Here is a 20725-nt window from a genome sequence, read left to right as displayed (position 1 = left end):
TCTTTTCAAATTCTGCTTTTACTGTAATGAAATCTGTGCACTGCACTCTTCCTGTGCCTGATCCAGTGCTTCCTGTACTGTAATCTCTCCACCTGCTGCCAGACTCAGTTTACCGGTAATAATATCTGACATCAGTGAATAATCCTCTATAATAGGAGCAACTGTAAGATAATTTAAGGAATCAAATACAGCCTGACGGTTTTCCGGAGGTGTCAGCTTCAGGTATCCGGAAAGTACTTCTTCATTGCTGATTGCGGGAAGATCCCATCCAGCATCAATTCTCATCTGGGCTGATGTATCACTGGAAGCCAGCCAGTTGATCCATGTAGCAGCAGCTTCCTTCTTATCACTGTCTGCATTAACTACAAGTGCATTACTGAAGAAGTGGGTTGCTTTCTGCGTTCCACCCGGCTCTACACAGATATCCCAGTTAAAGTCGCATGCATCTGCAAAAGTATTGAATGCCCAGATACCTGTAGGAATCATGCCAAGTCTTCCGCTTTCAAACAGATCCCAGTCACCCATGCCTCCCATCTGTGCTTCTGTAGGCTGTACATTCGTATCTGTAACCTTACTGATCATCATGGTTGCTGCTTTCAGATTTTCTTCTGAATTAATAGTAAACTCTGTCTTATCTGCATTTAAGACACCTCCGCCATACTGGGCTGCCACCTTAAAAAATTCATTAAAGGTAATTGGCTGGTAAATGCCATAAATATCATCACCAAGCGCACTGATCTTCTCACAGGCATCCATGGCATCATCCCATGTCCAGTCGTCTGTTGGATAAGCAACTCCGGCCTGATCAAACAGGTCTTTATTATAAATTAGAACTACGTTTGAGAAATTTCCAGGAACACCGTACTGCTTGCCATTCACAGAAAACGCATTCAGTGCTGTTGCATTGTATCCACTGGTATCAATACCGGTCAGCTCTGCCAGGACTCCCTTATTTGCATAGGCAGCAAAATTTTCGATATTTAACTCATAACAGTCCGGTGCAGTACCGCCTGCTACTCTTGTCTGCATCTGTGTAAAATAGTCATCATACCCGATTGTTTCAATATTTACTGTAATGTTGGGATACTCTTCATGAAAAGCCTCATACATTTTCTGAAGCGTTTCCTCATTTCCACCGGAAGCATTGAAATTCGCATAAGTAATTTCCACTGCTTCTTCAGTTGTCTCTGTTCCAGCCAGATCAACGGCTTCCTGATCCTCTCCTGCTGAAGCTGTCTCTTCTGCAGCTGCTGTATTTTCAGAAGCTGCACTGTTACTGTTATCTGTAGATCCGCATCCCGCAAGCAGTGATGCTGTTAATACGCCTGTTAATAAAAGTGAAATTAATTTTTTTCTCATATCTGTATGCTCTCCTTTTTCATTTTAAACGGTTAACCTCCCATGTTTCCCTGTATGAAATTCAGAATATGTCCTTTGTATCATCCCCCCTTTACCATGATTGTTTTTCCATTATGATCCACAGGGATCGTGGCATCTGCCTTTATATAAACCGGCAGTCTGGATTTTCTGTCTGATTCATGCCATTTCTTTCCTTCATAGCATCTGCCAGTAAAAAGATCATGCCATTTTCCTTCCGGCAGATATACCTTTCTGGATGTCTGATCCTCTTCCATAAAAGGAGCAACCAGCAGGCTGTCTCCAAACAGGTATTCATCCTCTATGTCTGTCACAGCTCTGTCAGCCTGATAATCAAATACAAGCGGCCGCATCATTGGTCTGCTCTCACGGACTGCAGTCTGTGCAGATTCATAAATATAGGGCAGTAACGCTTTCCTGAGCATATGCCAGTATCGCATTTCCTCGATAAATTCCGGCTTGTTATATGCCATTGCTATATTCCAGGGGCTTCTTTCATTATTGCCCTCAGCTCCCGGCATCAGTTCCCTGAACTGACCTCCATCCGGTTCTGAATGCCACTGCATAACCGGAGTAAATACTGCCATCTGGGTAGATCTTCTGTACAAGTCAAGACTGGGCAGCGGTCCCGCAAATCCCCCTATATCAAAGCTCCAGAAAAGAATCCCACTCATGGCAGATGAAAGAGCCGCCCGAAGTACATTCTTTAACTCATCATTGGTTGACTGGTGATCTCCTGCCCATAAGATAGGGGTTCCGGAAGCACCTGCATATCCAGCACGGCTGAACAATACCTGATCCTCTGTAATAAAGTGACTATACGCATTGATATAATCCTGACAGTACTGGTTCTTGCCCTCTTCTCCATCTGTTCCATCTGAAAATAATACATCTTTGGAATAAATGAACTCTCCGCCATCTGTTTTGAATCCATCCACGCCTATATCCGTCAGATACTGTCTCTTACGAAACCAGAATTCCCTTGTTTTTTCATTGGTAAAATCCGGTATGTAGGAGCCTTCAAACCAGTTTCCTTCCGGTATTTCATACGGTGTTCCATCCTTATTGAGAACTGCCAGTCCATGCTCTATGGCATATTCCTTATCAAGGTCAAGCTGCTCTGATGTTCTGTCAGGTTCCATTCCTTTAAATACCGGTATCTGCCAGAGTACCAGCTTCTTTCCTTTTTCATGAAGTTTTTCGATCATTCCCTTTGGATCCTTCCAGTAAGGACTGTTTCTGAAATCAAAATCCTCATAGCTGAATCCTTCTTTGGACTTCTCCGGCTTATATTCAGCTCCGTTCCAGATGTAAAAAGTCGCTTCATCACTCCATGCCTCCAGCACGATCACACTTGCAGGAAACCTATATTCTTCCAGCTCTGCAAGCAGCCTGTCTACATCTGCCTCACAGTTCCAGTGATTGGCCGATACCCAGATTCCAAATGCGTATCTTGGCGGCAGCTTAGGTTTCTGGAACAGACCCACATAATCCTGTATGATTTCTCCAATACTTCCAGTAAAAACAGTAACCTCTGCTTCTTTCGGGATCTCACATATAATTTCATCCTGCAGGGAAATCACTGTCTTTTTTCCGGTTTTGATATAAATACCAAAACCGGAATCTGTAATAAAAAACGGTGTCACGCAATAGCTGATATTTCCCTGATTACAGAACTTTTCAATTACCTGTGTCTCTACGGTCTTTCCTTTCTGATTAACAGAATCGAACTTTTCTCCAAGACCATACACACCCTGATATGGTACGTCAATCACAAGCTTTTCTGCTTCAGTCCGCCTGATCTGTGCATACAGTCCGTTTCCCAACGGAATCCTCTTCTGATAGCCCTGTCCTTTTATTATTTCAAAAATCATGTTGTCTCCACTCTTTTTCTGATACTTTGTCTTTCTATTAATTCTACCGGAAATACTTCTTCCACTTTTTCCATCTTGGGATTTTCTATATTCTCGATCAGTATTTCAACGGCACGCTCTCCCTTGGCTGATATGGGCTGTTTCACTGTCGTAAGTCCCGGCGTCGTGTACTTGGAGATATCAAGATCATCAAATCCTATAATGGATACCTCCTCCGGTACCCGGATGCCTTTTTCGTAAAAACCCTTCATCAGGCCGATCGCCAGTACATCCGCTGTGGCAACGACTGCCGTAATATCTGCCTTCGTATCCGCAAACCAGTCAGCTGCCCGGACACCACTTTCATAATCCACAGTTGCTTCATACAGATTTTCACCAGAAAAAGTGAGTCCATTCTGCTCAAATGCCCGCAGGAAACCGCGATAACGTTTCTGCATAACGCCATCTTCCTGTAGATGACCGGTCACCAGTCCAATCCTTCTGTGTCCCTGGCGGATCACATATTCTGTCGCCTGATAGGAACAGTCTTCGTCATCAATCCTCAGCTTATGAAAATAATCATATTTACAGTAACTGTCGATCAGCACAACCGGCACGTCCAGTGTTTTCAGTTCGCTGAAGAAACGATTCTGGTAGGTTCCAATGATGATCACCCCAGCCAGATTCCTTTCCTGGATCAGATGAAGGTAATCCTCTGTCACATCCGTAGCGGAAATAATAACATGATAGCCCCGCTGCCTTGCAGCATATTCGATGCTTCCCAGTAATTCACTGTAAAAAATATTATGGAACATCAGCTTGCTTCCCGGCTCTGTCTGGGGAACAACAACCCCAAGCAGCTTCGTATCCTTAACGGATAATCCACGGGCATTCAGATCCGGTACAAAACCAAGCTCATCTATCACTGCCAGTATTTTCTGTCTGGTTTCTTCTGATACTTTTTTCTTGCCGTTTAATACATAGGATACTGTGGCAACGGATACATTTGCTGCCGCTGCTACATCCCTGATGGTTACTCTGTTTTTCATATCTGCTCTTTTCATACATATTGGAATACGGTTTTGTTAACCGGTTAACTAAATTATATTCCATTTATGTCTGGTGTCAATCCGATTTCCATAAAAAAATATATTTTGTTTGAAATATACAAATTCCAGAATTATATTTTGGAACAATTTCCTATGACATAATAAATGCCCCGGAGGGTTCCGGGGCACTTACACATTTATTCAAATTTACAGTGCGTGAACCGCATCTGTCATGGACTTCACATATTCTCCGACAGGGCCTGCTGCCTCTTTCCCGTACTGGGCGATCAGCTTCACGATTGCAGAGCCTACGATCGCACCATCAGAAATATCGGCCATCTTTGCCGCCTGCTCCGGAGTGGAAATACCAAAGCCTACAGCACATGGTACGGAAGAATTTTCTCTTACCAGCTTCACGAGGGAGGAAATATCTGTTCGGATCTCGCTCCGCACACCGGTCACACCAAGGCTGGATACGATATAGATAAACCCTTCCGCCTCTCTGGCAATCATGGCTACACGGTTTTCTGAGGTAGGTGCGATCAGAGAGATCAGCTCCACACCATATTTCTTACAGATATCTGAAAATTCTTCCTTTTCCTCATAAGGAAGATCCGGCAGGATCAGACCATCGATTCCAATTTCTGCACAGGTGGAAATAAATTTGTCTGCATCATAGGAAAATACCACGTTAGCATAGGTCATAAATACCATGGGAAGGGTGAGCTCTTTTCTCAGCTCCCGCACCATGTCAAAAATTTTGTCCGTTGTCACGCCACCGGTCAGTGCCCTTAAGTTTGCTCCCTGAATGACAGGACCTTCTGCAGTAGGATCAGAAAAAGGAATTCCCAGCTCGATCAGGTCTGCACCATTTGCCGCCATACTCTTTACAACAGCCTTGGTGGTTTCCAGATCCGGATCTCCACAGGTAATAAATGGAATAAATGCTTTGCCTTTTGCAAATGCTTCTTTGATCTTACTCATTGATATCCTCCCCTCTGTAACGGGCGATGGCTGCACAGTCCTTGTCACCACGGCCGGAAATGGTAATTACCATAATTTTATCCTTATCATAGCTTCCTGCGATCTTCATGGCATGAGCCACTGCATGGGCGCTTTCGATCGCTGGGATAATGCCCTCGGTACGTGACAGATATTCAAAAGCGTTTACTGCTTCATCATCTGTTACCGGCACGTAGCTTGCCCTGCCGGTATCATGGAGCCATGCATGCTCCGGCCCGATCCCGGGATAATCAAGTCCTGCTGAGATCGAATAAACCGGGGCGATCTGTCCATATTTATCCTGGCAGAAATAGGATTTCATGCCATGGAAAATACCAGGCCGTCCGGTATTAATGGTTGCTGCTGTCTCGAAGGTATCGATTCCTCTTCCGGCAGCCTCACAGCCGATCAGTTCCACATTTTTATCTTCAATGAAGTGATAGAAGGTACCGATGGAATTGCTTCCGCCTCCCACACAGGCAAGCACAACATCCGGCAGCCGTCCTTCCTTTTCCATGATCTGCTGTTTGATTTCTTTGGAGATCACAGACTGGAAGTCCCTGACCATGGTCGGGAAGGGATGGGGCCCCATAACAGAGCCAAGGCAGTAATGTGTATCATCCATCCTGCTGGTCCACTCTCTCATAGCCTCGGAAACAGCATCCTTCAGTGTCGCTGTACCGGTCTTTACCGGAATCACTTCCGCACCAAGGAGACGCATACGATATACGTTCAGTGCCTGACGCTTCGTATCCTCTTCACCCATGAAAACCACACACTCCATGCCAAGTAGCGCTGCTGCCGTAGCTGTGGCAACACCATGCTGCCCGGCACCTGTTTCAGCGATCAGTCTTGTTTTACCCATTTTTTTCGCCAGCAGAGCCTGACCAAGTACATTGTTGATCTTATGGGAACCGGTATGGTTCAGATCCTCTCTTTTCAGATAAATTTTGGCACCGCCCAGATCCTTTGTCATCTTTTCTGCATAATAAAGACGGCTGGGACGGCCTGCATAATCATTGAAAAGAGCAGTCAGCTCTCTGTTAAATTCCGGATCATCCTTATAATGGTTATACGCTTCTTCCAGCTCGATCACGGCATTCATCAGTGTTTCCGGAATATACTGACCACCATGTACGCCAAAGCGTCCTCTTGATTTTGACATCTGTTACCTCCTCACGGCATCCATAAATGCCTTCATTTTCTCATAATCTTTAAATCCATCTGTTTCCACTCCTGAGCTGACATCTACAGCATAAGGATGAAAACATTCTATTGCTTCTTTTACATTCTCTGGTGAAAGCCCGCCTGCCATGAAAAACGGTTTCTCCTGCTCCTGAAAAAGTGACCAGTCAAAGGTTTCCCCGGTTCCTTTCCCATTGTCGAGCAGAGGATAATCTGCCGGAAAAGCAAAGGCTCTGTGGATATCCTCGCTGTTTCTGACTGCAAATGCCCGGATAATACAGTGATCACCGGCTCTTCTCAGCTCTTCAGCATAGGCTTCGTCTTCCTGCCCGTGAAGCTGTGCAATCTGGATTGTCCCTGCCTGAAGCAGCCGGATCACATTTTCTGCCGGTTCGTTGACAAATACACCAACCGCCGGAATTGCCGGATCCAGAAGGCTTCGAAGACGTGCCGCCTCTTCAAAGGTGACATACCGCATCTTCCCCTTCAGGAAAACAAATCCGATATAATCCGGCATCAGTTCATTGGCATAGCGGATATCCTGTTCTCTCCGAAGGCCGCATATTTTAATTTTTGTCATGACCTGATTCCTTTCAATGTATCAAGCATGGCTTTTTTATCCTGGGAACGCATCAGCGTCTCCCCGATCAGCACACCATTCACACCGGCTTTCCGCAGTACACCAATATCCCCGGCTGTTTTGATCCCGCTCTCTGCTACGAAAAGAACAGAGGGAGGAACCAGACTGCGAAGCCTTTCGGAATTGTGGACATCTACTGTGAAATCCTTCAGATTTCTGTTGTTTACGCCAATGATCCTGGCTCCTGCCCGGAGCGCCATGGCTATTTCCTCTTCATCATGAGCTTCCACCAGTGCTGACAGACCAAGGCTGTCACAGATCCCGATGTACTCCCGGATCGTTTCCTCCGGAAGAAGTGCACAGATCAGAAGCACTGCGGATGCACCAAGAAGTTTTGCCTCGTAGATCATATATTCATCTACGGTAAAATCCTTCCGGATACAGGGAATGGAAACCGCTTCTGTGATCTCTTGCAGGTACCTGTCACTGCCAAGAAACCACTTTGGCTCAGTTAGTACGGAAATACAGGATGCACCTGCTCTCTCGTATTCTCTTGCGATCTCCACATAGGGAAAATCTTCTGCGATCAGTCCTTTCGACGGGGATGCCTTCTTACATTCACAGATAAAACTGATATCGCCTTCTGCCAGCGCTTTTTCAAAAGGGAATCCGGAAAGAGGCTCCATAGCCAGTGCCTCCTTCTTTACCTCAGAAAGCGGCTTTTGCTTTTTGGCTTCCTCTACCCGCACCTTTGCATGCTCTGCAATGGTATGTAAAATGGATGTCATGAATTGCTCTCCTTAATAAATGCTTCCAGTGTTTCCAGTGCTTTGCCGCTGTCGATCAGTTCTCCGGCAAGCCGGATGCCATCTGCAAAGCTCTCTGCCCTGTCGCCAATATAAAGGGCTGCACCAGCATTTAAAAGAACTGCATTTCTCCTTGGTCCTTTGTCCTCACCCTTCAGAATCGCACGTGTGATCTCTGCATTTTCTGCCGGTGTGCCGCCAAGCAGATCATTCTTTTTGCATGTTTTCATGCCAAATTCTTCAGGTGTAATGGTATAAGTCTGGTATTCTCCGTCCTTAAACTCGCAGATCAGAGTAGGGGAGCTTGCAGAAATCTCATCCAGCTTGTCGGTTCCATATACTACCATGCCTCTCTTTACACCAAGGCTTGTCAGTACTCTGGCAAGAGGCTCCACCAGTGACTCATCATAAACACCAAGAAGCTGCATATTGGGAGTTGCCGGATTGGTCAGGGGGCCAAGGATATTGAATACGGTACGGATTCCAAGCTCCTTACGGATTGCACCAACATACTTCATGGAAGTGTGGTACTTCTGTGCAAAAAAGAAGCAGATACCAACCTTCTTAAGAAGCTCCACACATTTCTCCGGAGTCTGGTCAATATTTACACCCAGTGCTTCCAGGCAGTCTGCTGTTCCGCAGAGGGAGGAAGCTGCACGGTTTCCGTGCTTGGCAACCTTCACGCCGCCTGCTGCGATCACAAGGGCAGAGGTTGTGGAAATATTGAAGCTGTGTGCATTATCACCACCGGTTCCTACGATCTCCAGCACATCCATATCGTGCTCTACCTTTAACGCATGCTCTCTCATAGCTGCTGCACAGCCTGCGATCTCATCGATTGTTTCTGCCTTGGTACTCTTGGTAGAAAGTGCTGCCAGAAAAGCAGCATTCTGTGTGGGGGAAGTCTTTCCGCTCATGACCTCGTTCATAACTGCATAGGCTTCGTCATAAGTCAGATCCTGTTTGTCAACAATTTTGATAATCGCTTCTTTAATCATGTTTTTCGTCCTTTCTCTTTCCTGTATTTTTATTTCTGAAGGTTTAAAAAGTTCTGAAGAATCTCTCTGCCATCCGGCGTCAGGATTGATTCCGGATGAAACTGCAGTCCGTACACAGCCTTTTCCCTATGCTGGACTGCCATGACTTCGCCATCCTCTGTTTCTGCGATCACCTTAAGGCAGTCCGGGATCGTATCTCTGACTGCTGCAAGGGAATGATATCTGGCTACCGGGATCTTCTCATAAAGCCCCTTAAAAACAGGGGATGTGAGATCCAGCTCTGCCAGTGACTGCTTTCCGTGCATCAGCTCCTTTGCATAGGAAACTGTAGCTCCAAATGCCTTGCAGATCGCCTGGTGTCCAAGGCACACTCCAAGGATCGGGATCTCCCCAGCCAGTTCCTTTACCACATCAATACAGATCCCTGCATCCTCCGGCCTTCCAGGTCCCGGTGAAATGATGATGGAGGAAGGCTTCAACCTCCGGATTTCTCCCGGTGTGGATACATCATTCCGGATCACCTGGATATCCGGATCAATGGATCCCACGAGCTGAAACAGGTTATAGGAAAAGCTGTCATAATTATCAATTAAAAGGATCATTCCGTTACCTCCTTTGCCAGCTCCAGTGCCCTCACTACGGCCGCTGCCTTATTCAGACATTCCTGATATTCCTTTTCCGGAACAGAATCGGCTACAATGCCGGCTCCACTCCGGATAAATACCTTATTATTTTTCTTGTAGGCGATCCGGATAGCGATACAGGTATCCAGGTTGCCAGTGAAATCTATATAACCAATGGCTCCGCCATAAATGCCTCTTTTATTGTTTTCCAGATCATTGATCAGCTGGCATGCCCGAAGCTTCGGCGCCCCGGAAAGTGTTCCTGCCGGAAGAATGGAATCGATCGCTGACAGGGCATCGCAGTCATTCCTGATCTCTCCCCGTACCGTCGATCCGATGTGCATAACGTGGGAATATCTTTCAATACAGTGATATTTCTCCACTTCCACAGATCCGAACCTGCTGATCTTTCCGATATCATTTCTTCCAAGATCTACCAGCATGTTATGCTCTGCCAGTTCCTTTTTATCGGCAAGCAGCTCCTTTTCCAGTTGGAGATCCTCTTCCTCTGTCTTTCCTCTTGGCCTCGTGCCTGCAAGCGGGAAGGTATGCAGTACACCATCCTCCAGCTTGACCAGAGTTTCCGGTGAAGCTCCTGCTACCTCCATATCGCTGCTGGAAAAATAAAACATATACGGTGAAGGATTTAACGTACGCAGGATCCGATAGGTATTTAAGAGACTGCCTTCAAATCCAGCTTCCAATCGGTTGGATAATACGATCTGGAAGATATCTCCTTCCTTGATATGGTGCTTTGCGTTTTCCACCATTTCGCAGTATTCCTCTTTCTGAAAAAGCGGGGTTACCGGTGTAGTGCAATGTCCCGGGATATCTTCCTTTGGCTCACCGTTCTTGATCAGATCTGCCATACTGCGCAGCTCCAGAGAAGCTCTGTTATATTCTGTTTCCAGATGCTCCAGATCAATGTTGACCATCAGGATGATCTTCTGTCTGAAATTATCAAAGGCGATCACCTTGTCAAACAGCATCAGATCCACATCTTTAAAGCCTTCCGTATCCTCTGCATCCAGCCGCAGTGTCGGTTCTGCATACTTTAGATAATCATAGGAGAAGTAACCTACCAGTCCGCCGGTAAAGGAAGGAAGGTAGTCAAACTTCGGGCTCTTGTGATCTGCAACGACCTGCCTGATATAGCTTCCCGGATCCGTTGTTTCAAAGGTAAGGGATCCAATCTTCATCTGTCCGTTCAGGCAGGTGATCTCAAGACTCGGATCATATCCAAGGAAGGTATACCGGCCCCACTTCTCATTGTCTGCAACAGATTCCAGCAGATAACAGTGATCTGAAACATTTTTCAGGATCTTAAGTACCTCTATGGGTGTTTTGATATCGGAAAGAATCTCCATGCTGACTGGTGCTGTTCTGTAGATTCCCTGTTTTCTGATTTCCTGTAAGTCATTGAGAGATGGTATGATCATATGTCCTCCTGCTTCTTCCTTATGGCAATAAAAAAATCCCTGACAGAATCTATGATTCTGTCAAGGACGAATAAGCTTTACTACTATCCGCGGTGCCACCTTGATTTACAGCCTGCGCTGTACTCTTACGAGATACTAACATATCCCTGACAACTGACGTATGTCTCACGTTGCAGAATACTCGGCTCTTAAATATATGCCTTTCCCTGCACCCTCAGCGGTCCATTTGATGACTTGTTTTCCACCTGCTCTCAGCAATCACAGGCTCTCTGTAGGAGCATCATCACCGTTATCTCCGCTTCAACGGTTTCGGTGTTCTTAAATTTTCTCTATCATACTGCTTCTGTATGAAATTGTCAATTACAAATTCACAATATTTCTGTTCCCGCCGCTTAAGAAAGCTTTGATGTTTTCTGCAGTCTCGTTGACACATCTGATCCGTGCTTCTACACTGGCCCATGCCATATGCGGCGTAATGATCAGACGGCTGCTGTCCTGAATCCTGCTTAAAGGATTAGATTCCTTCATAGGCTCGGTACTTGTTACATCAAGTCCGGCTCCTGCAATCTCACCCTCCACCAGCGCTTCGTAAAGATCCTCATCACAGATGACGGGGCCTCTTGCCACATTAACCAGAACTGCAGATGATTTCATCTTTTTCAGTGCCTCTTTGTTGATCAGATGTCTTGTCAGATCACTTAACGGGCAGTGCAGGGAAAGAACATCAGATTCTGCAAGAAGAGTATCAAAATCCACTCTCTCATAATCGGTACAGCTGCTCTTTCCGGTTACAGAGTAAAAGATTACCCTGCATCCAAAAGCGGCTGCGATCTGGGCTACCTTTCTGCCGATATTTCCCATGCCGACAATACCCCATGTCTTTCCTGCAAGCTCAAAGAACGGAAGATCAAAGTTGGAAAAACGGCTCTGGGCTGCATAGGTTCCTGACTTTACATAGTCATCATAACGTTTTAATTTCTCCAGTACATACAGGCAGAGTGCAAAGGTGTGCTGTGCAACAGAATCGGTAGAATATCCTACGATATTGGCAACCTTGATCCCTCTGCTCCTGCAGTATGCAATATCCACATTGTCAAAGCCTGTGGCAAATTCACAGATCAGCTTTACATTCGGTGCATCCTTCAGGGTGCCTTCATTTAAGGGTACTTTATTAGCTACAATGATCTCTGCGTCATGGATACGCTCTACGACTTCATCCGCTACGGTATTTGGATAAACCACTGCTTCTCCAAGGGAAGTGATCCCCTCGATGGAAATGTCAGTCCCCACGCTGTTTCTTTCCAGTACTACAATCTTCATAATTTTTCTGTTCCTTTATCTGTTATTACAGTCTCTTTAACAGTTCTTCTCTCTGTGCCTCATAGCCGGGCTTGCCAAGAAGAGCAAACATATTCTTCTTATAGCTTTCCACACCAGGCTGGTTGAAAGGATTTACGCCAAGCAGATATCCGCTGACACCGCAGGCAAACTCAAAGAAGTAGAACAGCTCACCAAGATAGAACTCATTTACTTCTGGAACCTTTACCATAAGGTTGGGAACCTGTCCGTCTGTATGTGCAAGAATGGTTCCGTTCATAGCGCTCTTGTTTACAAAGTCAACGCTCTTTCCTGCCAGATAGTTAAGTCCATCCAGATCAACAGGCTCTTCCTGCAGTACAAGCTCTTCTCTGCTTGTTTCAATATTGATCACGGTCTCAAACATATTTCTGGAACCATCCTGAATGAACTGCCCCATGGAGTGAAGGTCTGTGGTAAGGTCTACACTTGCCGGGAAAATACCCTTCTGATCCTTGCCTTCGCTCTCACCGTAAAGCTGCTTCCACCACTCAGATACATAGTGAACGCTGGGTTCATAGTTTGCAAGGATTTCGATCTCCTTACCCTTTCTTAACAGGATATTACGGATTGCTGCATATTTCAGGGAATCGTTCTCTTCAAAAGGCGCATTTAATGCTGTTTCACGTCCTGCTCTTGCACCCTCCATCAGCTTGTCGATATCAGCACCGCTGACTGCGATCGGAAGAAGACCCACTGCAGTAAGTACAGAGAAACGTCCACCGATATCATCCGGAACAACGAAGGTCTCATAGCCCTCCTCTGTTGCAAGGTGCTTTAAGGATCCCTTTACTCTGTCAGTGGTTGCATAAATTCTCTTGGCAGCCTCTTCCTTGCCATACTTCTTCTCCATCATTTCCTTGAATACACGGAATGCAATGGCTGGCTCAGTTGTTGTACCAGACTTACTGATCATGTTGATGGAAAAATCCCTGTCTCCGATCACATCCATCAGATGTCTGATATAAGTAGAGCTGATAGAATTTCCTACGAAATAGATTTCAGGAGTCTTTCTGATCTCTTTGCTTACCACGTTATAGAAGCTGTGACGTAAGAACTCAATGGCTGCTCTGGCACCCAGGTAGGATCCGCCAATACCGATCACGAGCAGTACCTCGGAATCGCTCTGGATCTTGGCTGCTGCCTTCTTGATTCTTGCAAACTCATCCTTGTCATAATCTACCGGCAGATCGATCCATCCAAGGAAATCATTGCCTGCACCTGTCTTTGATACAAGCAGTTCCTTTGCATCTTCTGCCAGTTTCTTCATGGAATCAACTTCATGATCCTTAATGAAGGGAGCTGCTTTGGAATAGTCAAATGTTACTTTGCTCATAATATACACTCCTTTTATTATTATATTGATAAAACTTTCCCTTTAAATCTTTTCTAGTGTATCAGAGAATATCGATTTTTTCAAGATTTCTGCATTTTTACCGGACTGGCAGATTGCACAATACAAAATCTTGATCTCCTTCCGTTCTTTCCTACATCCTCTTGTATAAAAACTGTATATCTGACTGTTTATGCTTCCCGGTGCAGCAATTTTTTTCTACTTGCACGATATAGAGCTGGCTGATATACTGCATTCAACACAGAAGAATTATTTCAATTTCACTCTTGTTCCTTTTGGAACATCCTTCCGGTTTTCACCGGATATTTTCGCTTATTACTTTTCACACCATTCTAAGGAGGATCTTATTTTCATGTCTGACAATCAAAACAACTTCCAGCTCCCGGAACGTGGTGCTCTCACCATCCCTATGACCAATGACTACCTGTTCCGTGCTCTTCTGCAGCGAAACAACAAGGTACTTACCGGCCTCATTGCCTCGCTGCTCCACCTTTCTCCATCAGAAATTTCTTCCGTGGAGATTACGAATCCTATCGTACTTGGCGAATCTACCAGTGATAAGACCTTTTTCCTTGATATCCGGGTAGTTCTTAACCAGAATACCCTGATCAACCTGGAAATGCAGGTCATTAATGAACATAACTGACCGGAGCGCTCCTTAAGCTACCTCTGCCGGGAATTTGATCAGCTTTCTGCTGGACAGAGCTACGAATCGGTGAAGCCTGCCATCCAGATCGGTCTTCTGAATTTCACACTGTTTCCAGAGCATCCGGAATTTTATGCCACCTATAAACTTTTGAATGTAAAAAATCATACTGTTTATAGTGACAAACTGCAGCTGTCTGTGTTAGACTTAACGCAGATACACTTAGCAACTGATGAGGATAAGGCCTGTCATATCGACTTCTGGGCTTCCCTCTTCAAAGCCAGAACCTGGGAGGAACTGCATATGCTTTCTCAAAACAATGAATATTTAAAAGAAGCTTCAGAAACTGTCTATCATCTGACACAGGAGGAAAAGGTACGCCTGCAGTGCCAGGCCAGAGAAGATTACTACCGGAGAATGAAGGGCATTCAGGAGAAGATTGAGGCACAGGAAGAATTGCTTGCTCAAAAGGATGCTGAAATCGCTGCATTAAAGAAGCTGCTGGCAGAAAAATAGAGGCGCTTACAAAAGCGCCTCATCATATACTGCCCTGCTACCGCCTACGAACTTCGTCCGTGTTCTGGCACATACCAGATGAGCATTTCCGATCTGTTTCACTTCTATTCTTACGGGTACTGCCACCGGCTGCAGATGCATACCAATCAGGGTATCCCCAATATCCATACCAGCCTGTGCTGTGATCTTTTCTACTGCCACAGGCTCCTTAAACTGCTGATAGGCAGTAGTTCCAAAGGATCCGCCGGCCTTGGGCTTTGGTACGACATTTACTCTGGTCAGATGATCCCGTTTCATCAGTTCCTTTTCCACGATCACTGCACGGTTCAGATGCTCACAGCACTGTGCTGCCAGAAACAGCCCATGTGCCTGTGTTATCTCATAGATTCCTTCAAAGACCGCCTGTGCCGTCTCCACGCTGGAAAAGGTTCCGATCCGCTCTCCCACAATCTCACTGGAAGAACAGCCAACGATCAGAATATCTCCCGGCTCTGTTTTCGCCTGCAGGAGCAGCTGCTCTGTTGCCCTGCCGGCTTCCTCTTTTACTTCCTCCAGAAAGGAAGCTGTCATTTTTCTGTCTGCCATCCCTTTTGCTGCCATATATCCGTTCCTCCTTCATTTACCAAGCAGCTGATAGATCCCTGCTGCCACACCATCTCTGTCATGATGGGGCACGACCATATCTGCCGCTTCCATAGCCAGCCCAGAAGCATTCCCTACGGCAATTCCAACTCCTGCCTCTTTCAGCATATCCGCGTCATTGTCCGCATCGCCAAAGGCTGCCACTTCCTCCATGGACAGGCCAAGCTGATCTGCAATAAATCTGACTCCATTGTGCTTTCCACTGTATAATGAAGAGATTTCTATAAGCTGTACTATTGAGGATGTAATGTAAATATCCGGAACCTCTTTTTCCAGAAGCGCCCAGATGGCTTCCTTGACATCCTCATTTTTCACGATAATATCCATGCTGTTCAGCTCTTCTTTATGGGAAAGCAGAAATGCCCTGATATCCGGCTCCATCTGTCTGGTTCTCTGCACATAATCAACCGCCTGCCTGGTCGCTCCAAAGCGTACCGGATCCTTCACATATTTCTCTCCGGCAAAGGCTTTTCCCCGGATAAAGCCTTCGTATGTCACGTCACCTTTCTCTGTCAGTGAAAGGATCCTTTCCACACTTTCCGGTGAAAGACAGGAGCTCTTCAGACATTTCCCTGTGGAAATTTCATAAACCTCTGCCCCGTTACAGGTGACCGCATATTCAATTCCGGGAATCCCTGTCACTTCCCCGGGCAGAGAGGAAAAAGCACGTCCACTTGCTATGACCACGTGAACCCCCTTTTCAATAGCAAAGCATATCGCTTTTCTATTTTCTTCCGACAACATTCCCTGTGCATTTAATGTCGTTCTGTCCATATCCAGGGCAATACATTTTACAGACATGTGATGAGCCGCCTTTTCTTTTGTACTCTGCTCTAATAGTATAAAATCCTGCCCCAAAAGTCAAACACCCGGTCTGCTGCTTCTGCATGTAAAATATATGTCAGCACTTCTATCCTATCAGTTCCCGCAGAAGCTCCTCCAGTTCATCCCTGCGTATCTGTGACAGATCAAGCCTGTTCTCCTCCTGTACAGATTCTTCTGTATCTGCTGGCCGCTTCTCTTTTTCCCTGCTTTCTTCCTCCATCGTTTCCTGCAGTCTTGGCATCAGATGATTCTCCAGATAATCCGTAAGCTCTATTTTCAGGGCTTCCTTCCGTCCTGCTATATCTACCGCTCCAGAAAGTGTAAAATAGAGATAAAGCTCCAGTATACTGATCACATAATAGGGAATAATCTGAAACAGAGTCCCACCCGCTGAAAGACACCGGCAGACACAGATCCCTGTGACCAGTATGGAAAGCATCATCATCTGTCCTGCCATATTGCTTATCCTGTTCAGAGAAATCCCTGAAAAGGTGAGCTTTCTAATAAACCTGTCCACAAAAACGCCAGTATTGACTACCCTTCCGTTTAACTGACAACAATTGATATATTTCAGCCTGCACTGTTTCAACGGTCGGTTCTTAGTAGATGCCATATTCTCTGTTTCCTCAAGGAGACGGGAAAGGATCACTCCCGGAACGATCTGGCATATAATACTACAGACAAAGAATAAGATGATCAGAAACAGTAACAGTTTATATTTCCATAATGAGTACAACATAACATTCCTCCTTAAAAATTCTTCTTCTATTATATAATTGCTGTCTGCAAAGCGGTGCATAAATGCATCACCATTTCTCGACAAATTCTTACATGCTACTTTAAAAATTGCAGATCATTGGGTATAATACTTTATCAGAAAGGTGGTACTTATTATGAAATATCAGACAAAAGGAACCTGTTCCACTTCTATTGATGTAGAGGTAGAGGACGGAATTATTAAATTTGTACAGTTCTATGGCGGCTGCAACGGAAATCTTCAGGGAATTTCCCACCTTGTAGAAGGTATGAAGATTGATGATGCCATCAGTAAGCTGAAGGGAATCCGCTGTGGTTTCAAACCAACCTCCTGTCCTGACCAGCTCGCCAGGGCACTGGAAGAGATCAAAAACGGCAATCAATAAACAGGAGGCTCTCATGAGCGATACAGAAATCAAAAAAATCGTGCTGACAGGCGGTGGAACCGCCGGGCACGTTACCCCCAATATTGCGCTGATTCCCCATCTGAAGGAGCTGGGTTATGAAATATCCTATATTGGCTCCTATGACGGAATTGAGAAGAAGCTGATCACAGATTTTAATATCCCTTACTATGGAATTGCGACCGGCAAGTTCAGGCGCTATCTGGATATGAAAAATCTGACTGACCCCTTCCGTGTCATCAAGGGCTTTGTACAGGCCAGAGATCATCTGAAGAGGATCCGTCCCGACATTGTCTTTTCCAAAGGCGGTTTCGTCAGCGTACCTGTCGTAAGGGCAGCTGCAACTCTGCACATTCCCTGTATCATCCATGAATCCGATATGACACCGGGCCTTGCCAATAAGCTGTGTATCCCGGTTGCCAGAAAGGTATGCTGCAACTTCCCGGAGACGGTATCTGCCCTTCCTGAAAGCAAAGCTGTCCTGACCGGCTCCCCGATCCGTGAGGAACTGCTGAAGGGTGATAAGGTTGCTGCTCTTGATATCTGCGGCTTTACAGCCAACAAGCCTGTCATCCTTGTAATAGGCGGAAGTCTTGGCGCCGCTTCCATCAACAAAACCGTACGGGACGCACTCCCGGAGCTGTTAAAGGATTTCCAGATCGTCCATATCTGCGGCAAGGATAAAATTGATAATATGCTGCTTCATACAGAAGGCTATGTGCAGTTTGAATATGTAAAGGCAGAGCTGAAGGATCTCTTTGCCCTTGCAGACGTAGTCATTTCCAGAGCCGGCGCCAATTCCATCTGTGAGCTGCTTGCCCTAAGGAAACCGAACCTCCTGATCCCCCTTCCTGCAGCCAGCAGCAGAGGTGACCAGATCCTCAATGCCAGATCCTTTGAAGCCCAGGGGTACAGCATGGTCATGAATGATGATGATCTTTCTCCTGCCCTTCTTACAGAAAAAATAACAGAGCTCTACTTTACAAGACAGACCTATATTGAGGCCATGAGCAGGAGCAATCAGCTCCATGCCGTAAAAGCCATTACTGACCTGATCGAGGAAACCGTTAACCGCTGAAAAGCGGCTAATCCTCGAACAGGGCAATTTTTCTCTCCATCATATCGATCGCTCTCTCATTTTCTTCCTGACAGCGGCGTACCATTTCCTCTCGTCCGGAATCCTTCAGATCACTGATATTTGCTCCAAGCTGCACAAAGCAGACATAATTTCCAATAGTTTCAATTCGGGAGGCAAAGATCTTTGCCTCATCCATGGGCTGTTTTTCATAAATGTTCAGCAGAACCTCCCTGTAATCATTCAGATACGTTTCCACATCCTCCACATAGTCTTCCTTTGCCTTCACCAGTATAAGCATATCCACTCCTGCTTCAGAACGCTGGTATTCTGCCAGAAAGCAGTCGTACATACTTTCTGATATGCCGGTCCGTTCCGCGAATTCTTCCTCCGTAAGCATTGTATCTGGCCAGTAATCCTGCAAAAGGATCCCTTCCACACTGTCACGCAGCTCCATGACATCTGTGACGATCCTGTATTTACTGCCTGAAACCAGTGTATTTACCGCTTCACTCCCGGCTTCATCCTCTGCATAGGCCCGGCTGTCCTCTCCGGTATGATCACCCTGACAGCCTATTGCCGTAACACCCAAAAACAAAAGTACCATGAACCAGTATTTACCCATTTTGTGTACCCTCTTTTCTTATTTCTTTCCGTTCACAGTATTTCCATGCATTAGACAAATTATGCCGGTCCATGCTATACTATAGCGAAGGTTCTGGAGGATATTTTATGCTTTTTAATTCCTATATATTTATCTTTATATTTTTGCCGCTCGTACTGGCTGGCTGGTACTTCCTGAATAGCAGAGGCTTCTATCAGACCGCCACCTGTTTTCTTGCCGCCATGTCACTCTGGTTCTACGGCTATTTTAATCCGTATTATCTGGGTATCATACTGGTCAGCATACTCGGCAATTATCTGCTCAGCTTCCTGCTCAGGTTTTCCAGGACAAAGCTGTCCGACCGCATTTTTCTTCTGGCAGGACTTGCCTTTAATCTGGGCTTTTTATTTTATTTCAAGTATTATGATTTCTTCTTTGAAAACATCAATACCGTTTTCCATACAAATGTGGCCATGCATAATATCCTGCTGCCTCTTGGTATCAGCTTTTTTACCTTCCAGCAGGTTTCCTTCATCGTAGACAGATGCCAGCATAAGGCTGAACATTATCCTTTCATTGATTACGTCACCTTTGTTACCTTTTTCCCACAGCTTGTTGCCGGTCCTATTGTTCTTTACAAAGAAATGATGCCGCAGTTTGCCGATAAACATCTTCGGAGCTTCAATCGGGAGAATTTTGCAAAAGGCATCGCCCTCTTTACTCTTGGACTTTCCAAAAAGGTACTGCTGGCAGACGTTCTCGCTCTCCCTGTAAATTATGGTTTTACCAACACTGCTTTTCTGGATTCGCCCTCTACACTCCTTGTGATCCTGGCATATACCTTCGAAATTTATTTTGATTTCAGCGGCTACAGTGATATGGCCATGGGCCTTGGTCTTCTGTTCAATATCAAGCTGCCGGTGAACTTCAATTCCCCTTACAAGGCCTGTACGGTCAAGGAACTGTGGCAGAGATGGCATATCACCCTGTCCCGTTTCTTTATCCAGTATGTGTATATTCCCCTTGGTGGAAGCCGTAAGGGAAAGGTGCGGACCCTGATCAATACCTTCCTCGTGTTTTTCTTAAGTGGTCTGTGGCATGGCGCCAACTGGACCTATGTGGCATGGGGTTCCATGCAGGGACTTCTTGTGGTATTTGACAATCTGCATCTGATCGGTGTCAGAGGCAGCAACGAAAAAGAAAAAGCCAGATTTTATATTCCAAAATGGCTTGGTGTTTTCTTTACCTTTACCTTTTTCAATCTGTCCCTGTTCTTTTTCCGCAGCGACAGCATGACAAATGCCTTTACCATGTTCCGTAATCTTTTCTCCTTCCGTTCTACCGGATATCTGACAAAGATTGCAGCTCAGCTCGATATCCCTGAGTTTTACCTGATCAGACAGGCGATCAATCTGTTCCAGCCTTCCCTGCTGAACACTGCCTACCTGATCCTGTTTGTTCTGCTGCTTGTGATCAGTGCTGTTCTGATCAGCCGGAAAAATGCCCTGCAGCTCGTAGAGGAGAAATCCCTGACCGGAAAATTCTCTCTGGTGATCGTTGTTCTCTTCTGCTGGTGCATCATTTCCTTCTCTCAGGTCAGCACCTTTATTTACTTTAATTTTTAAAAGGATTTTT

The 20725-nt window shown here is 45.7% G+C and carries 19 protein-coding genes, 1 pseudogene and 1 other annotated feature; of the genes and pseudogenes, 4 read left to right on the top strand and 16 right to left on the bottom strand.

Features of this window, described 5'->3' with window-relative positions:
• Nucleotides 1-18: 18 nt before the first annotated feature.
• From OCV77_RS12590 to OCV77_RS12535, 12 genes are all read right to left on the bottom strand, one after another.
• Nucleotides 19-1359 (bottom strand): ABC transporter substrate-binding protein, encoded by a 1341-nt coding sequence (locus tag OCV77_RS12590; RefSeq protein WP_262575350.1) that lies wholly within the window; start codon nucleotides 1357-1359, stop codon nucleotides 19-21.
• A gap of 80 nt (nucleotides 1360-1439) precedes the next feature.
• Entirely contained in the window at nucleotides 1440-3251 is a 1812-nt protein-coding gene (locus tag OCV77_RS12585; RefSeq protein ID WP_262575349.1) for a glycoside hydrolase family 31 protein, read from the bottom strand.
• Nucleotides 3248-4279, bottom strand: a complete 1032-nt coding sequence (locus OCV77_RS12580) for a LacI family DNA-binding transcriptional regulator (protein WP_262575348.1) — start codon at nucleotides 4277-4279, stop codon at nucleotides 3248-3250. The genes OCV77_RS12585 and OCV77_RS12580 overlap by 4 nt, the downstream gene beginning before the upstream one ends.
• Before the next feature lie 207 nt (nucleotides 4280-4486).
• Nucleotides 4487-5263, bottom strand: coding sequence for a tryptophan synthase subunit alpha (gene trpA / locus OCV77_RS12575; RefSeq protein WP_262575347.1), 777 nt, complete (start codon nucleotides 5261-5263; stop codon nucleotides 4487-4489).
• A complete protein-coding gene (gene trpB, locus OCV77_RS12570) occupies nucleotides 5256-6446 on the bottom strand; it encodes a tryptophan synthase subunit beta (protein WP_262575346.1) in 1191 nt (396 codons plus the stop codon). Before trpB ends, trpA begins: the two co-directional genes overlap by 8 nt.
• Before the next feature lie 3 nt (nucleotides 6447-6449).
• Entirely contained in the window at nucleotides 6450-7046 is a 597-nt protein-coding gene (locus tag OCV77_RS12565; protein WP_262575345.1) for a phosphoribosylanthranilate isomerase, read from the bottom strand.
• Nucleotides 7043-7834 carry an indole-3-glycerol phosphate synthase TrpC gene (trpC, locus tag OCV77_RS12560; RefSeq protein WP_262575344.1) on the bottom strand — a complete coding sequence of 264 codons (792 nt, stop codon included), beginning with the start codon at nucleotides 7832-7834 and terminating at the stop codon, nucleotides 7043-7045. The genes OCV77_RS12565 and trpC overlap by 4 nt, the downstream gene beginning before the upstream one ends.
• Nucleotides 7831-8850: an anthranilate phosphoribosyltransferase gene (gene trpD / locus OCV77_RS12555; RefSeq protein WP_262575343.1), complete on the bottom strand. Its 1020-nt coding sequence runs from the start codon at nucleotides 8848-8850 to the stop codon at nucleotides 7831-7833. Before trpD ends, trpC begins: the two co-directional genes overlap by 4 nt.
• Nucleotides 8851-8879: 29 nt before the next feature.
• Nucleotides 8880-9452 (bottom strand): anthranilate synthase component II, encoded by a 573-nt coding sequence (locus tag OCV77_RS12550; protein ID WP_262575342.1) that lies wholly within the window; start codon nucleotides 9450-9452, stop codon nucleotides 8880-8882.
• On the bottom strand, nucleotides 9449-10912 hold the full coding sequence (locus OCV77_RS12545; protein WP_262575341.1) for an anthranilate synthase component I family protein: 1464 nt from the start codon (nucleotides 10910-10912) through the stop codon (nucleotides 9449-9451). Before OCV77_RS12545 ends, OCV77_RS12550 begins: the two co-directional genes overlap by 4 nt.
• Nucleotides 10913-10971: 59 nt before the next feature.
• Nucleotides 10972-11225, bottom strand: a binding site (T-box leader).
• A 47-nt stretch (nucleotides 11226-11272) separates the two neighbouring features.
• On the bottom strand, nucleotides 11273-12232 hold the full coding sequence (locus OCV77_RS12540) for a D-2-hydroxyacid dehydrogenase (RefSeq protein ID WP_262575340.1): 960 nt from the start codon (nucleotides 12230-12232) through the stop codon (nucleotides 11273-11275).
• Between the two features lie 25 nt (nucleotides 12233-12257).
• The gene (locus tag OCV77_RS12535) at nucleotides 12258-13607 is read right to left on the bottom strand and encodes a glucose-6-phosphate isomerase (RefSeq protein ID WP_262575382.1); all 1350 of its coding nucleotides are present in this window, start codon (nucleotides 13605-13607) and stop codon (nucleotides 12258-12260) included.
• A 187-nt stretch (nucleotides 13608-13794) separates the two neighbouring features.
• Between OCV77_RS12535 and OCV77_RS12530 the strand changes: the two are divergent.
• A pseudogene (locus OCV77_RS12530) lies at nucleotides 13795-14784 on the top strand (Rpn family recombination-promoting nuclease/putative transposase).
• A 6-nt stretch (nucleotides 14785-14790) separates the two neighbouring features.
• On the opposite strand, the gene OCV77_RS12525 reads toward OCV77_RS12530, so the two are convergent.
• The 3 genes from OCV77_RS12525 to OCV77_RS12515 all read right to left on the bottom strand — a co-directional run bounded on the left by OCV77_RS12525 (nucleotide 14791) and on the right by OCV77_RS12515 (nucleotide 16990).
• Nucleotides 14791-15384, bottom strand: a complete 594-nt coding sequence (locus tag OCV77_RS12525) for a TIGR01440 family protein (RefSeq protein WP_262575339.1) — start codon at nucleotides 15382-15384, stop codon at nucleotides 14791-14793.
• Nucleotides 15385-15399: 15 nt separating this feature from the next.
• Nucleotides 15400-16227, bottom strand: coding sequence for an HAD family hydrolase (locus OCV77_RS12520; protein ID WP_262575337.1), 828 nt, complete (start codon nucleotides 16225-16227; stop codon nucleotides 15400-15402).
• A gap of 109 nt (nucleotides 16228-16336) precedes the next feature.
• The gene (locus OCV77_RS12515; RefSeq protein ID WP_262575336.1) at nucleotides 16337-16990 is read right to left on the bottom strand and encodes a hypothetical protein; all 654 of its coding nucleotides are present in this window, start codon (nucleotides 16988-16990) and stop codon (nucleotides 16337-16339) included.
• Between the two features lie 154 nt (nucleotides 16991-17144).
• Here OCV77_RS12515 and OCV77_RS12510 point away from each other — a divergent pair, with 154 nt between their 5' ends.
• Both OCV77_RS12510 and OCV77_RS12505 read left to right on the top strand, forming a co-directional pair.
• The gene (locus tag OCV77_RS12510) at nucleotides 17145-17393 is read left to right on the top strand and encodes a TIGR03905 family TSCPD domain-containing protein (protein ID WP_118798513.1); all 249 of its coding nucleotides are present in this window, start codon (nucleotides 17145-17147) and stop codon (nucleotides 17391-17393) included.
• A gap of 28 nt (nucleotides 17394-17421) precedes the next feature.
• Entirely contained in the window at nucleotides 17422-18489 is a 1068-nt protein-coding gene (locus OCV77_RS12505) for an undecaprenyldiphospho-muramoylpentapeptide beta-N-acetylglucosaminyltransferase (protein ID WP_118798599.1), read from the top strand.
• A gap of 7 nt (nucleotides 18490-18496) precedes the next feature.
• Here OCV77_RS12505 and OCV77_RS12500 read toward each other — a convergent pair whose 3' ends face one another.
• A complete protein-coding gene (locus OCV77_RS12500) occupies nucleotides 18497-19111 on the bottom strand; it encodes a DUF4358 domain-containing protein (RefSeq protein WP_118798512.1) in 615 nt (204 codons plus the stop codon).
• Nucleotides 19112-19218: 107 nt separating this feature from the next.
• Between OCV77_RS12500 and OCV77_RS12495 the strand changes: the two genes are divergently transcribed.
• The gene (locus tag OCV77_RS12495) at nucleotides 19219-20715 is read left to right on the top strand and encodes an MBOAT family O-acyltransferase (protein WP_262575335.1); all 1497 of its coding nucleotides are present in this window, start codon (nucleotides 19219-19221) and stop codon (nucleotides 20713-20715) included.
• Nucleotides 20716-20725 lie beyond the last annotated feature (10 nt).

Origin of the sequence: Suilimivivens aceti (assembly GCF_025567405.1) — a bacterium.
Classification (GTDB): Bacteria; Bacillota; Clostridia; order Lachnospirales; family Lachnospiraceae; genus Suilimivivens; species Suilimivivens aceti.
The sequence above is the reverse complement of the archived record's forward strand: the minus strand, read 5'-3'. Positions and strand labels throughout refer to the sequence as shown.

Excerpts from the sequence above, each read along its gene's own strand:
- OCV77_RS12590 (WP_262575350.1), bottom strand. The coding sequence starts at position 1,359 with ATGAGAAAAAAATTAATTTCACTTTTATTAACAGGCGTATTAACAGCA.
- OCV77_RS12585 (WP_262575349.1), bottom strand. The coding sequence starts at position 3,251 with ATGATTTTTGAAATAATAAAAGGACAGGGCTATCAGAAGAGGATTCCG.
- OCV77_RS12580 (WP_262575348.1), bottom strand. The coding sequence starts at position 4,279 with ATGAAAAACAGAGTAACCATCAGGGATGTAGCAGCGGCAGCAAATGTA.
- trpA (WP_262575347.1), bottom strand. The coding sequence starts at position 5,263 with ATGAGTAAGATCAAAGAAGCATTTGCAAAAGGCAAAGCATTTATTCCA.
- trpB (WP_262575346.1), bottom strand. The coding sequence starts at position 6,446 with ATGTCAAAATCAAGAGGACGCTTTGGCGTACATGGTGGTCAGTATATT.
- OCV77_RS12565 (WP_262575345.1), bottom strand. The coding sequence starts at position 7,046 with ATGACAAAAATTAAAATATGCGGCCTTCGGAGAGAACAGGATATCCGC.
- trpC (WP_262575344.1), bottom strand. The coding sequence starts at position 7,834 with ATGACATCCATTTTACATACCATTGCAGAGCATGCAAAGGTGCGGGTA.
- trpD (WP_262575343.1), bottom strand. The coding sequence starts at position 8,850 with ATGATTAAAGAAGCGATTATCAAAATTGTTGACAAACAGGATCTGACT.
- OCV77_RS12550 (WP_262575342.1), bottom strand. The coding sequence starts at position 9,452 with ATGATCCTTTTAATTGATAATTATGACAGCTTTTCCTATAACCTGTTT.
- OCV77_RS12545 (WP_262575341.1), bottom strand. The coding sequence starts at position 10,912 with ATGATCATACCATCTCTCAATGACTTACAGGAAATCAGAAAACAGGGA.
- OCV77_RS12540 (WP_262575340.1), bottom strand. The coding sequence starts at position 12,232 with ATGAAGATTGTAGTACTGGAAAGAAACAGCGTGGGGACTGACATTTCC.
- OCV77_RS12525 (WP_262575339.1), bottom strand. The coding sequence starts at position 15,384 with ATGGCAGCAAAAGGGATGGCAGACAGAAAAATGACAGCTTCCTTTCTG.
- OCV77_RS12520 (WP_262575337.1), bottom strand. The coding sequence starts at position 16,227 with ATGTCTGTAAAATGTATTGCCCTGGATATGGACAGAACGACATTAAAT.
- OCV77_RS12515 (WP_262575336.1), bottom strand. The coding sequence starts at position 16,990 with ATGTTGTACTCATTATGGAAATATAAACTGTTACTGTTTCTGATCATC.
- OCV77_RS12510 (WP_118798513.1), top strand. The coding sequence starts at position 17,145 with ATGAAATATCAGACAAAAGGAACCTGTTCCACTTCTATTGATGTAGAG.
- OCV77_RS12500 (WP_118798512.1), bottom strand. The coding sequence starts at position 19,111 with ATGGGTAAATACTGGTTCATGGTACTTTTGTTTTTGGGTGTTACGGCA.
- OCV77_RS12495 (WP_262575335.1), top strand. The coding sequence starts at position 19,219 with ATGCTTTTTAATTCCTATATATTTATCTTTATATTTTTGCCGCTCGTA.